Below are 12,890 nucleotides of genomic sequence, written 5' to 3'. Positions count from 1 at the left end.
ACCTCTTGATTGTATCGAGTTCAATTTTGAGGTACAGTGATGAAAACCTGTCACCAAAGTACGGTTTTCCGTTTGAGACTGATTGAATAAAAGATTAATAATGTTACAACAGCCAGAAATTCGTGTTCCCGTTGCTATTAGTTTAGGGGCAATAGCTGGGGCTTTAAGTCGCTATTATTTAACTTTGTGGTTGACAAACCGCTTTGGTTTTGGTTTTCCCTATGGAACTTTTTTTATTAATATTAGCGGTTGTTTAGTAATGGGGTTTTTCGCAACTTTAGCTATGGAAAAAACAGCGATGATTTCTCCAGAAATTAAGTTAATTGTCGCTACAGGATTTTTAGGGGCATATACTACTTTTTCTACTTTTGGTTTAGATACAGTTGGCTTGTTACAACGTGGTCATTGGTTAGCTGCTGCTGGTTATTTTTCAGGTAGTAGTATTTTGGGAATTATCAGTGTGCAATTGGGGATGATTATTGCTAGAATGTTAAATTAAAAGTTATTGAAAATTAATCAATACAGAAAATGGTGCAAACACAATCTTTTATCAACGAAAATTCTTTAACAGAAATATTACCTGGAGGGAGTAACCCCGATTCTTTCCAATTAGCAGAAGCTTGGTATCCAGTTCACTATCTTCAAGATTTAGATAAATCCAAACCCACACCTTTCACTCTTTTGGGTAAAGATATTGTGATTTGGTGGGATCAAAAAAACTCATCTTGGCAAGTATTTATAGATCAATGTCCTCACCGTCTTGCACCTCTTTCTGAAGGCAGAATTAATGAAGATGGACTATTAGAATGTCCTTATCATGGTTGGACATTTGCTGGAGATGGAAGTTGTCAAAAAATTCCCCAACAGGTTGCAGGTGGAAAAGCAGAAACCTCTCCCAGGGCTTGTGTACCATCTTTACCAACAACAGAACGACAGGGATTATTATTTGTCTATGCTGGTAATCCAGAAAATGCCATAAATACCAAAGTTCCTGTAGTTGAACCCATAGAATCAGCGCCAGAAGGCTGGGTAATTATGAACACTTTTCGAGATGTTCCTTATGATGCTTTAACATTATTAGAAAATATCCTTGATCCTAGTCATATTGCCTTTACGCATCATCTTACAGTGGGAAATCGTGCCAATGCTGCACCTTTAGAATTAGAAATAGTTGAATCAGGAAAACATGGTTTTGAAGGGATTTGGAAACAAGGATTAAAAGCGGGACAATCGGGAAAACTTTCCACAACATTTATTGCCCCTGGTTTAATGTGGCATGATATTAATGCGGAAAAAGGCAGAATTTTAACTGTTGTTTATGCTGTGCCCATTCGCAAAGGTGAATGTCGGATAATTGCCCGGTTTCCTTTTAAGTTCAAGTCTAAACTACCAGGATTTTTTATTAAAATTCGTCCTCGTTGGTATGTCCATATTGGACAAAATGGCGTTTTAGAAGATGATCAAATTTTTCTCCATTATCAAGAACGTTATTTAGCGGATAAAGGTGGTAGTGCTAATTTTAATAAAGCCTTTTATCTAGCGACAAAGGCAGATACTTTTGTGGCTGAGTTACGTAAATGGGTAAATCAATATCATGGGGAAACATTTCCGGGGGAATCTTTACCACCACTGTTATTGAATAAGGAAGGATTGCTAGAAAGATATCATTCCCATACAGAAAAATGTGCTAGTTGTCGTCAGGCTTTAAAAAGGATTCAACAGTTAAAATTCTGGTTTGGTGTTTTTACTATTCTGGTTTTAGCTAGTAGTCCTTTGTTGGCTTTTTTGGTGGAAACAAAATCAATTCTCTTTGTGATGACAGAAACATTTATTCCTCTTTTATTGGGTGCAGGTTGGTGGAAATTAAGTCAGTTGGAAAGGGAGTTTTATGAGGGGAGAATGATCCCCCCACGCAATTTACATGAGTAAATGAATTGCTTTTTCTCACGCAGAGGCGCAGAGGCGCGGAGAGGAATTAAGAGGATTGATTTAAACTTTATCCTTTTTTTGATTAATTTTGCCCGCCGTTACGGTGGTAATTGTGCCTCTAAAAAGACCATTATTGAGTATTTTCAATAGTGCCGCTAAAATATGCTAATTTTTAGGTACTATAATTTATATACTTATTTCCAGTAGTCGTTTATGCCCAAGCACGACCCCGCAAAATTAAAAAAAGTCGCTATTAGTCTTCCCTTCGGTATTGGTTCTGCGGAATGGGAAGCTGATACAACGGAACGTAAAGCCGCTTGGTCTTTGTATGTGGAATTGGTAACACGCATTGCTGTCCAGTCCTTAGAAGTTGACCAGGGATTAGTGCGGGAAGCATTGAACTCATTGTATAGTTTATTCGGAACTACCCGCGAAATTCTCAAAGCTGCTGGACCTGATGTGGGTGCTTCTAAGAACTCGGTCGGGGGTATTGCTATTGCGGTGTTGAATAATGGGTTAAGACCGTTTTTAGCTAAGTGGCATCCTGTGTTACAAGCGTGGGAAGCAAGACGACCTATGGGGGTGAGTCCCAAGGAACATGAGGTAAGTTGGACAGAAGAAGCAACGTTGCGAAGTGAGTTGGCTGCTTTGCGAGGTGGTTTGGAAGAGTATGCGAAGGCCTTGGCGATTATTGCAGGTGTGAAGGAGTGATAAGTGCAAGATTTTGATTTTAAGTATCACATATTTATCAGCCATGCAAGTGAAGATAAAGATGATTTTGTAAGACCACTAGCTAAAAAGCTCATCAAAATAGGTTATCGTGTTTGGTATGATGAATTTTCTCTGATAATAGGAGATAACTTAAGTCGTTCAATTGATAAAGGACTCAAAGACTCTAGATTTGGGCTAATTGTTATTAGTCCTGATTTTATCAAAAAACATTGGACACAAGTGGAATTAGCAGGGCTGATACAGAAAGAATTGAAATATGGAAAAGTAATAATTCCAATATGGCATAATGTTTCATACCAGCAAGTTTTTGATTTTTCTCCTACTCTTGCTGACAAATTAGCGACTGAATCTAAAAAAGGACTTGATCATGTTGTTAATGAAATTGTTAAAGCACTAAAAGAATCTGGTGCAGATAACGTCCAAAAAATAAGCATAAAACCACCAACTCCAACAGGTGACATATCCTCAAAAACAGGCATAGACTACAACAAACTAAGCGAACTACTAGCAGCACATAACTGGAAAGAAGCAGATAAAGAAACTTATAAACTCATTATTAAAGCTGTCCCTAAAAAATCTCGTGACAGGTTCACAAATGATCAACTCTTAAATTTTCCATGCCAAGACCTTCTCAGCATTGACCAATTGTGGGTAAAACACAGTAAAGGGCGATTTGGCTTCAGTGTCCAAAAAGAAATTTACTTGAGGTCTGGTGGGATATCTGATGGCAACTATTATAAAACACACTGGAAAAAATTCTGTCAACGAGTAGGATGGAGAATAGGATTTTCGGGTGAATGGTTGGAATATAACTACTTAACATTTCACGACACTGCACCTAGGGGACACCTACCTACTTTTACTATTGTTGTACCTATGTATTACTGGTGGTATTGGGATTTGTGGAATGTGTTATGGGGTGTAGAGGGTGTTGAATACTGGTTTGTGGAGAGTTGGTGGTTTGAGGTGTATGACGGGGCAGATGAGGGTTGGTTGCGTCGGTTAGGGTTTAGGAGGAGAGATATTCCGCTCTATGGAGGGTTGGATTGGAGGGGTTCTCTTCTCTCGCATCGAGACTTGTAAACTCTAACATCTAAGGCTTTCAGAAAGTTGTAAATATTTATTACAGCCCCCGTTCCCACGCTAGAATCAACATTTGCGATTTTCGTTACCTGGCACGGCAGAAAAGAAGCTATTTGCGTAGACAAATTTTTCTGCTACCTCCTGTACATCCGTACTTTCTGTTACTTCTTGCTTATCCCAAGGGCAACTCATCTGTCCTGGTGACTTCTTCCCCTTACTGCTTTTCTTCATTGACGGTAAAAACCGACTTCCCCAGTGGTTTCTTTTTTCTGGTTTGGCCTTTGGTTTATACCTCTTGCAAAACCCCCGATATTTAGCCGCACATTCCTCCAAACTTCTCCCCAATTGCAAAAATGCCGGATGCCATAAAGATTTGAATTTTCCCGTTGTTATTAAAACTCCTAATAGTCGTTTTTGTAGAGATGCTAATTATCCTAAATATGTGGAAGGTTTTCGCCAGGAAGGAAGAACAACAGAAAATTATTAAGTCAGAATCAAGATATCCAGGATTAAAGGATTTACAGGATGGTAATTTTTAGATGGTTTGTTGGTGATGAAAGTTGTATTTGTCAGAATCAGGATAACCAGGATTAAAGGATTTACAGGATAGTAATTTTTAGATGGTTTATAATCATTTAAAGACAATCATCAAACAACATCTTGTTAATCCTAAAATCCTGGACATCCTGATTCAGACAAATTAAAATATTAGTACAGCACAAATAAAATCAACATCCCGTAAATCCTAAAATCCTGTAAATCCTGATTCAGACAAAAAAATGAAACACCCAAAACTAGAAGAAATTATGCAGGAATTGTGTAATAACTTGCTTGAAACATACCAAGATCAACTAATTGCAGTGATTCTTTTTGGTTCTCAAGCGCGTGGTGATGCTACTCCTGATTCAGATTTTGATGTATTAGTTATACTGAAGGATTTAGTGCAAGCAACCAAAGAAATTGAAAAAATTGGCTTTTTTCTTAGTCCCCTTTGTTTAAAATATAGTGTAGTAATTTCTAACCTGTTTTACTCCCTCAGTCGTTTTGAAAAAGAACAAATAATGCTAATCCAAAATATCAAAAAAGAAGGTATTTATTTCTATGAACAAAGAACAAGAGTTTCTAGTACAAAAAGCTCAAGATAGTCTGCGTGCAGCTAAAATTTTAGCTGGTGAAAATCTAGCTGATTTTGCTGCTTCTCGTGCTTATTATGCCATGTTTTATATAGCTGAAGCATTCCTAGTAGGTGAAAATCTCAGTTTTAGCAAACACTCTGCTGTAATTAGTAAATTTGGCGAACTTTTTGCCAGAACTGGTAAAATTGATCCTAAATTTCACCGTTATCTAATTGATGCAGAACAGATCCGTTTAAAGGGAGATTATGATCGCTCTGAACGTTTAACTGCTGAAGATGCAAAACTAATGATTGAAAGAACCGAAGAGTTCCTAGAATTAGTAAACTATCTATCATCTTGCTAATTCAAATAAATCAATGGTTAAATAAATAATGGTAATCTAACAGTAATATCAAGAATAATCGAACACAGATAAACGCAGATAAACACAGATAAAAATGGACAATCAAAAATCAAAACATGAAACTTTCAAACAACATCCTGTAAATCCTCAAATCCTGGACATCCTGATTCTGACAAATTAAAATATTAGTACACCACAAATAAAATCAAAATCCTGTAAATCCTAAAATCCTGGATATCCTGATTCAGACAATAATATATTTATTTCCTAGCAACTATTTTGATTATCAAGCGATCGCTACAGTAAGATCAATTATGATTCTGCACTATCATTACAGGGTTAGCGATAGTGTCATTTCTTCCTTATCATTATCAAATTTTCAGTTGGGTTGCGCTTTCGCTTAACCCAACCTACCATTTTTTAACTTTACTTGACGCAAAGACACAAAAAACACTTTGCGCCTTTGCTCCTTTGCGTCTTTGCGCGAAACAAAACTTAACTAGATTGAATGTTATCCCGCAGCATCAGGTAATGGTTTTTTCGGTGTTGCTAGTTGCAGGATGATTTCTAGTAACCAAGGGGCGAGACGTTGGCATAATACGGCTAAGTGAGATTGCCAGCCGACTAGGATTTCTGCGGTATCGTTTTCTATGCCGATGACGAGGGCTTGGGCGACTTGTTCGGGTGTCATGGGGATCACTCCTCGGAATGATTGCAAGTCACGCACCATGTCCGTTTCGGTGAGGGAAGGGAGTAAGGCGATAACACGGACATTGTGTTGGGCAAGTTCTTGACGTAGTGCCTGGGTAAATCCGACAATGGCAAACTTAGTGGCGGAATATGTGGCCATTGTCGGGGCGGCAACTTTCCCCATTAAACTGGAGACATTGACAATGATCCCCCTTTTCTGACTAACCATGCGTTTGGCTATCAAGCTGGTGAGGGTGTACATTCCCATCAAATTGACGGAGAGTTCTTCTTGTAGTTGGGGGAGTTTTGATTGCAGAAATGAGTTTTGATGTGCGACTCCGGCACAATTTACGAGGAGATGAATGGGTCCATAACTGCGCCAAAGTTGGGCTACGGCGATGTTGACGTTGATTGAGTGAGTTAAGTCTAAGGCCATAATTGTAGTTTCTACGCCCAAAGCTTCGATTTGGGCGGCTACTTCGGCTAATTTTTGGCGATCGCGTGCTACCAATATTAACCTTTTCATGCCTTGTTTGGCTAATTCTAAAGCGATCGCTTTACCAATGCCACGGGAAGCCCCGGTAATAAGTGCAACTTTTCCTTGAATCTTCATCGGTTTTCACCTCCAAATTCTTCATTTTTCATCTTCCTTTTGCCTTCTTGGTAATCAACAGGGAAGACGATTGATGAACGGTAAACAAAAATCAAATTTCAATTCAGCGACAGGAACGAAGATACTTTTTCTGCTCATCTGCAATACCCCTTTATTGCTTCTCGACAGCAGAAATTCCTCGTTGTTAGGATGGGAATAATCAACATAAAAGACTGTTGGCAGGATGGATAAAGCTCATTGATTTTACCTCTCTATTTGCTCCGAGCATTCACCAGTGCTGTCGTACCTACACACATTAGCAACTAAATCAAGTTATTGCAATATTTTTTAATCAGGATTTCTGATCAGTCGTTTCCCTAAAGTATATATATCGCAATCTTAATTTATATAAGTTTTTATGAATAGTGAGCAATTCATATGATGATCCCCTCACAATTGGTTGATTTTTGTGACAAGGAACACATTTTTAACTTATTCAAGACAATATATTCTGCTGAATTTGTAGTGTATTAGTCATAATTTTTGGTAAATTCGCACTAATTTATAAAAACAAGAAAATGATTATTAGCAAAAGTGAATATTATATTTCTTCTTATTCCCTGAGACTCTGCGCATCTGCGTATTAGCGAAGCGGGGCGAAGCCCGATAAGTTCATACCCTTAAGCAGCAACGCCTAAAATCTAAAACTTGTTTAAAAGTTGAATTGTCTAATAATTCGCTTTCGCAGTTCATCAGCTATTAAGATGAACGGTGGACAGAACAATAACATCAATAAATATGATGGTTTTAAAGGTGCAGTCGAGAAGATTTTTTGTAGGGTAGGAGAGTAAATAATAGAGAGAATCAAAAACCATTCCACCGCAATTCCCCACCAAATAAAGCGGTTAGTAAAAAAGCCCAACCGTAAAATAGAAACCCGTTCCGAACGACAGGCAAAAACGTTACCATCTTGACAAGCTACAATTACCGCTAAAGTCATTGTTGTTGCTTGATAATAAATAGCCATTATCGTAGCATCTGCTGAGTGAGAGAGAATACTAGGACTGAGTGCCTGTAATTGGGGAAGATTATAGCCATTTGTCCACCAAACGAAGAAAAATCCTGCCATACCTGCCAAACCTTCCAGCAGTCCTAAAAAGCAGTAAGCACGCAGTAGTAAGGGTAAATCTAACAGTGCTTGAGATTTTTTCCGAGGTGGTAACTCCATTGAACCAGTTTCCGGTTTTTCTGCCCCTAATGCTAGTGCAGGTAACATATCTGAACCTAAATCAATGGCTAAGATTTGTAAAATTACTAATGCCGGGGGTATTTTCAGAAACACCATTGCCAGGAAGGGCAAAAACTCCGCCATGTTGGAAGCGAGAATATAAGTCATGAATTTGCGGATGTTTTGATACACCGCTCGACCCTGTTCAATGGCGGCGACAATGGTGGCAAAATTATCATCTATAAGCACAATATCCGCAGCTTCACGGGCAACATCTGTACCGCTAATTCCCATGGCAATGCCGATATTAGCAGCGCGTAAGGCGGGGGCATCGTTGACACCATCACCAGTGACAGCGACGACATGACCAAGGGTTTTATATGCTTCCACTAATCTGAGTTTCTGTTCCGGCATTACCCTGGCAAATACTAACCCGGTTTTGTGCTTGTGGAGGATTTGCCGCAATTGGGTATCAGAAAGATGTCCTAATTGTTCACCAGTGATGATTCTAGGTTTACCGTTAGCTAAACCAATGCGTTGTGCAATTGCTGCCGCTGTTAACCCATAATCACCTGTAATCATAGTAACTTGAATGCCGGCACGATGACAAAGAGCGATTGCATCCGCAACTTCTGGACGGGCTGGGTCAATCATCGCCACCAAGCCCAAAAAAGTCAAATCCTGTTCTAACAAGTTATGATCTAGCTGGTTTAATTCCGCCCCACCTTGTCTTGTCGCCACCCCTAATACACGATAACCCTGACTAGCCAATTGATCATTAGCCGCCACAATTTCCTGTCGCTGGGTTTGAGTTAGTTTCAGCCTTTCCCCTGAATGCCATAAATACTGCGAATGTTGCAATACATCTAAAGTTGATCCCTTGGTAAAAATCAAATACTGAGAATTTTCAGTATTGTCAAATTCCAAATGTCCTTCTAATAAAACCGTCATCATTCGTCGGTGGGAATCAAAAGGTATTTCCTGAATTCTGGGGGCTTGCTGTTGTAATTCTTCCAACTTCAACCCAGCCTTAATTGCTGCCACTAATAACGCCCCTTCCGTAGGATCACCCAATACTTGCCATTGATGAGAATTGGGGGGATGATTTAACCGGGCATTAGAACAAAGTGCCGCACCAGCCAACATTAACAGCACCTCATTTCTCCGTGTCCTCTGTGCCTCTGTGGTTCGTAACTCTTCCGTAAGAATTTCCACTTCTCCCTTGGGTTCATAACCTACCCCAGTCACATTAATCTGAATATTGGGAATCCATAATTGGCGAACAGTCATTTCATTTTTTGTCAAAGTCCCGGTTTTGTCAGTGCAAATCACCGTGACTGCACTCAGGGTTTCCACCGCAGACAAACGCCGCACCAAAGCATTTTGTTTAGCCATGCGTTTGACACCAATGGCTAAGGCTAAACTGACAGTAGGTAATAAACCTTCGGGGACAAATGCCACAATAATACCAATGGCAAAAATGAAACTTTCTTTGAGTTGCATTCCCACCAGCAACTTAGTGAGTAAAAATATCACCACCCCCATAGTCAAAGCAATGATGGTAATGATGTGAACTACTCTGGAAATTTGCACTTCTAAAGTGCTGGCTTCCCGCTTCACATGGGCTGTAAGATGGGCAACTTGACCAAATTCTGTATGTGTGCCTGTGGCATATACTACTGCCAGTCCCCGACCGGCTGCCACGGTAGAACCTGCAAATACTAAATTACTGGCTTCGGAAGCATGGATATTTGCGGCGGTAACAGGTTCGCTAATGCGGGGAACGGGCAAAGATTCCCCTGTGAGTACGGAGACATCTACATATAAAGACTGACTTTGAATAATTCTGGCATCAGCGGATATCTTATCACCTTCTTCTAACTGCATGACATCGCCGCTAACTAATTCACGGGCAGCAATTACACATAATTTTCCATCCCGATAAACTTTAGCTTGGGAAGGTAAGATTTTCTTCAGGGCTGATAAAGCTTTTTCCGCTTGATATTCCTGCCAAAAACTAAAGATAGCATTAATCCAAATAACTGCCCAAATTGCCCAACCTAATTCTGGTGTTTGGGAAATAAAAGCTAATATTCCCGCTACCCACAACAGCAAGGCCATAAAATGGGTTAATTGATCAGTGAAACGCAGAATTAAAGGGCGTGTTTGGGGTTCGGGAAGTTCGTTATAACCAGATTGTTTTAATCTTAAATTGGCTTCTGCCTCGCTGATACCTTGAGGAGTAGTTGTTAGTGTTTTGTAGACATCTGTAGGTGTCAGCGTCCAAATATGAAAGTTTGAATCCATACTTTTGGTATCAATCGGGCTTTGATATTTTAGATGCCGAGTCTATACCTTTTCATCTGTCTGAGGTGTGGGGTATGTTTTTGAGGAGGGTTAATTGTCAGAATTAGGATATCCAGGATTTAAGGATTTACACGATTTTATTTTGTAGTCAAAGATCCCCGACTTCTAAACATAATTAATTAGATGAACGAGAAAATTACTCCCTTCCCACACAAAGATAACTGATATTTTTTCTCCGTGTCCTCTGTGTCCTCTGTGGTTCGTTTAAAAAAATTAGTAATTTAACAGTAATATCAAGAATAATTGTAGCTTGCTTCCCGAAGGGTACGCAGATAAACGCAGATAAACGCAGATAAACACAGATAAAGATGGACAATCAAAATTCAAACAACATCCTGTAAATCCTTAAATCCTGGACATCCTGATTCAGACAAAAAATTATTTTTACCAGTGAAACATTTTAAGACTTGACAAGACGCAAAAAATGCACTATGCTGACGGATGTTTTTTGTTCTTACTCACAATTTAATTCTAACATACCACAGGGATTAAAATCCCTCGTGTCGCTTATATCTCAGGGAGCCAAGCCGCGCTCGTTTTACGCTTACCGGATGCTCTTATAAACAATTTTGATAAATTATTGATCAGAGCATAGACTACGTGCTTACTTCCGCACAGACCAAGAGCGAACTTGACCTAAAGTTACAGGAATTCTGTCGCTAACATCAATGGTAAACAAAAACACCTTTTTAGCTCTGCGACCATTTTCTGGGTCAAAAAACTTTAATTTCACATCCCAACAATCGCTATTAATGCGACAAAAAGGACTTTTTTCCACTTCAATACTATCAAGCTGCATCCCTGTAGAAATAGCTTGAGAAAAACTAGAAGCGGCTTGAAAAGCATTAGTTACAGAAAAATTCAGCGCTCGATCTTTTGCCAATTGTCCTAAATTTTGCAAATCATAGTATACTCGATTTAAGAAACTACTCAAAGCCTTTCTCATAGCTATTTCTTGGGCTGGTGCAGTTTCTCCCGTAATTACAGTTTGCAAAGCCGCATCTACCAAACTGTTGACTTTCCAGCCATACATTCCCCTAGTATTCGTAAGACTAATTACAGGCACAACTTGACCAGAAAATAACTCCACAGTTCTATCTGTTAACCTTGCAGGTATACTTACCCGTTCGACAAAATCATCACTGTTTTCTGGTTGAATTTGTCCCGCTAACATCAAAATCAGGGTTTCATAGATATCTGCGGCAAAACCGCTCACAGGTTCTAAAGCATAAATAGGAGTTAATTCTTGGTTGAGAGTCCAAATTAAAGGTTTAGCTTCCGTAGGATTTACTGACAAGTAATCAACCATTTGCTGGCTATCATAGGGATTAGCAGGAATAATTGCCCCGTCCATATTCACTGCTGGCATTAATTGTTTAAACGAGTCCCTTCTGGCTTCATTACCAAAATCATAACCAATTGTTCCTAAAGCATATACCAATTTAGAAGCCGCACTAGGGGTAATAGAATCAGTTGAGGAATTAATTCCCTGGCTAATAACTAAAGTTTCTCGTTCCCAGTCTCCGGCTGGGAATGCTGTCTCCAAGGCTCTGCCTGACGGTATAGTGAGAGGCAGAGCCTCTAATGTAGCATTCCCAGGTAGAACCTGGGAACGAGAGATTCCTACTCCTCTCTCCTCGTAGGAGAGGGGTTGGGGGTGAGGTTCTTGCACTCCCTGGTAGGAGAGGGGTTGGGGGTGAGGTTCTAACTTTTCTCCCGTCAATAATTGAAACGCACCGGGAATATTCAACTTACCTAATAAACAGCGTTCTGGTTCTTCCACTTCTTCCGGGTTACAGGGAATAGCACTATTTAAAATCGCTTCCCGCACTGCTTCAGCGTTGGGTTGTTCTCCTCGTTGCAATTGCAGACTCATTAATAAAGCAGAAATACCTGTGACAATGGGTGCAGCGCAACTAGTCCCTTTTTGTCTGATAGGTTCTTCTGTTCCCGGTTGGGCGCCTAAAATATTTTCACCGTTAGCCATTACCCCTTTATGTTGATATTCTCCGCCATAATTACTAAATTTAAACGGTTGGCCATCATCTCGCATTGCACCCACTGTAATCACACCAGGAAGAAGAGAGGGAATACACCAACATTCACCTTTATCGTTACCACCTGGGGCAACAATTAACATATTATTATCTTGGCATTGTTTCACAGCACGGGCAAATAAATCTGGTGCTACTCCGGTTTGGGTAGGGTGACAAGCAGCGATATGGATAATATTCGCTCCCCATTGCCAAGCGGTATTAATAGCGTGGGTAAGGTTGATAGGGGAAATAAAATCATCATTAGCGAAGGAAATAGGAATATTTAATGCTGTACATAAAGGGGCAATACCAGGGGCTGGTGTACCGTGTTGTCCTAAGATAGTGCTAGAAATGTGAGTAGCATGACTGGATAATTCAATGCGTTGTCTAATAGCTGGAGGGAAAGGTGCAAAAAATGCCTCTCGTTCTTTTTTTGATTCTTCTTTATCGTGGTCGGGGTCGTCTTTTTTGTCTTTTTGTTGTTGGTTAAATTCTAAAGATAAATTGAGATAATAATAGTATTCTTCGTTAAGTTCAATATCTTCTGCCCAATAGGGTTTAAATTGACTAAATTTTGCCCCTTGAAAACAACTACGTTCTAAGTCGGCTGCACCATCAAGGATAGCAATTTTAATGCGGGGGTCGCCTTTTGTGCGTGTCCAAATTTGGGAAATTCCGGGGATGTCGGTAAGGTTAGGCATGGTTTTGATTGTGTTGTTGTAATTGATGTTATAATTGTGGGTGAAAAGTCTAA

General features: G+C 39.7%; 11 protein-coding genes. 7 read left to right on the top strand and 4 right to left on the bottom strand.

Annotated features, from left to right (window positions below; translation table 11 throughout):
• The first annotated feature begins 100 nt into the window (after positions 1 to 100).
• From crcB to BMF77_RS04445, 4 genes are all read left to right on the top strand, one after another.
• Positions 101 to 499, top strand: coding sequence for a fluoride efflux transporter CrcB (gene crcB / locus BMF77_RS04460; protein WP_148760968.1), 399 nt, complete (start codon positions 101 to 103; stop codon positions 497 to 499).
• Positions 500 to 528: 29 nt separating this feature from the next.
• Positions 529 to 1,929: a Rieske 2Fe-2S domain-containing protein gene (locus tag BMF77_RS04455; protein WP_148760966.1), complete on the top strand. Its 1,401-nt coding sequence runs from the start codon at positions 529 to 531 to the stop codon at positions 1,927 to 1,929.
• 213 nt (positions 1,930 to 2,142) lie between these two features.
• Positions 2,143 to 2,640, top strand: coding sequence for a hypothetical protein (locus BMF77_RS04450; RefSeq protein ID WP_148760964.1), 498 nt, complete (start codon positions 2,143 to 2,145; stop codon positions 2,638 to 2,640).
• A 3-nt stretch (positions 2,641 to 2,643) separates the two neighbouring features.
• Positions 2,644 to 3,744: a GUN4 domain-containing protein gene (locus BMF77_RS04445; protein WP_148760962.1), complete on the top strand. Its 1,101-nt coding sequence runs from the start codon at positions 2,644 to 2,646 to the stop codon at positions 3,742 to 3,744.
• 66 nt (positions 3,745 to 3,810) lie between these two features.
• Here the strand turns inward: BMF77_RS04445 and BMF77_RS28550 are convergent, their stop codons facing one another.
• Positions 3,811 to 3,936, bottom strand: coding sequence for a hypothetical protein (locus BMF77_RS28550; protein ID WP_256370334.1), 126 nt, complete (start codon positions 3,934 to 3,936; stop codon positions 3,811 to 3,813).
• Between the two features lie 103 nt (positions 3,937 to 4,039).
• Between BMF77_RS28550 and BMF77_RS26505 the strand changes: the two genes are divergently transcribed.
• The 3 genes from BMF77_RS26505 to BMF77_RS04430 all read left to right on the top strand — a co-directional run bounded on the left by BMF77_RS26505 (position 4,040) and on the right by BMF77_RS04430 (position 5,223).
• Positions 4,040 to 4,231 (top strand): hypothetical protein, encoded by a 192-nt coding sequence (locus BMF77_RS26505; protein WP_168204345.1) that lies wholly within the window; start codon positions 4,040 to 4,042, stop codon positions 4,229 to 4,231.
• A gap of 292 nt (positions 4,232 to 4,523) precedes the next feature.
• Positions 4,524 to 4,889: a nucleotidyltransferase domain-containing protein gene (locus BMF77_RS04435; RefSeq protein ID WP_148760958.1), complete on the top strand. Its 366-nt coding sequence runs from the start codon at positions 4,524 to 4,526 to the stop codon at positions 4,887 to 4,889.
• Positions 4,846 to 5,223, top strand: coding sequence for a HEPN domain-containing protein (locus tag BMF77_RS04430; protein WP_148760956.1), 378 nt, complete (start codon positions 4,846 to 4,848; stop codon positions 5,221 to 5,223). Before BMF77_RS04435 ends, BMF77_RS04430 begins: the two co-directional genes overlap by 44 nt.
• 511 nt (positions 5,224 to 5,734) lie before the next feature.
• Here the strand turns inward: BMF77_RS04430 and BMF77_RS04425 are convergent.
• From BMF77_RS04425 to BMF77_RS04415, 3 genes are all read right to left on the bottom strand, one after another.
• The gene (locus BMF77_RS04425; protein ID WP_148760954.1) at positions 5,735 to 6,526 is read right to left on the bottom strand and encodes an SDR family oxidoreductase; all 792 of its coding nucleotides are present in this window, start codon (positions 6,524 to 6,526) and stop codon (positions 5,735 to 5,737) included.
• 691 nt (positions 6,527 to 7,217) lie between these two features.
• Complete coding sequence (locus BMF77_RS04420; RefSeq protein WP_148760952.1) at positions 7,218 to 10,040, bottom strand: cation-transporting P-type ATPase; 2,823 nt, start codon at positions 10,038 to 10,040, stop codon at positions 7,218 to 7,220.
• A gap of 664 nt (positions 10,041 to 10,704) precedes the next feature.
• Complete coding sequence (locus tag BMF77_RS04415) at positions 10,705 to 12,837, bottom strand: PatA/PatG family cyanobactin maturation protease (RefSeq protein ID WP_148760950.1); 2,133 nt, start codon at positions 12,835 to 12,837, stop codon at positions 10,705 to 10,707.
• Between the last annotated feature and the right edge of the window lie 53 nt (positions 12,838 to 12,890).

The sequence above is a fragment of the Dolichospermum sp. UHCC 0315A genome (assembly GCF_008121535.1).
Taxonomy (GTDB): Bacteria; Cyanobacteriota; Cyanobacteriia; order Cyanobacteriales; family Nostocaceae; genus Dolichospermum; species Dolichospermum lemmermannii.
This window is presented reverse-complemented; position numbering and strand designations above follow the sequence as displayed.

Coding starts and splice junctions, on each gene's coding strand:
- crcB (WP_148760968.1), top strand. CDS start 101: ATGTTACAACAGCCAGAAATTCGTGTTCCCGTTGCTATTAGTTTAGGG.
- BMF77_RS04455 (WP_148760966.1), top strand. CDS start 529: ATGGTGCAAACACAATCTTTTATCAACGAAAATTCTTTAACAGAAATA.
- BMF77_RS04450 (WP_148760964.1), top strand. CDS start 2,143: ATGCCCAAGCACGACCCCGCAAAATTAAAAAAAGTCGCTATTAGTCTT.
- BMF77_RS28550 (WP_256370334.1), bottom strand. CDS start 3,936: ATGAGTTGCCCTTGGGATAAGCAAGAAGTAACAGAAAGTACGGATGTA.
- BMF77_RS04435 (WP_148760958.1), top strand. CDS start 4,524: ATGAAACACCCAAAACTAGAAGAAATTATGCAGGAATTGTGTAATAAC.
- BMF77_RS04430 (WP_148760956.1), top strand. CDS start 4,846: ATGAACAAAGAACAAGAGTTTCTAGTACAAAAAGCTCAAGATAGTCTG.
- BMF77_RS04425 (WP_148760954.1), bottom strand. CDS start 6,526: ATGAAGATTCAAGGAAAAGTTGCACTTATTACCGGGGCTTCCCGTGGC.
- BMF77_RS04420 (WP_148760952.1), bottom strand. CDS start 10,040: ATGGATTCAAACTTTCATATTTGGACGCTGACACCTACAGATGTCTAC.
- BMF77_RS04415 (WP_148760950.1), bottom strand. CDS start 12,837: ATGCCTAACCTTACCGACATCCCCGGAATTTCCCAAATTTGGACACGC.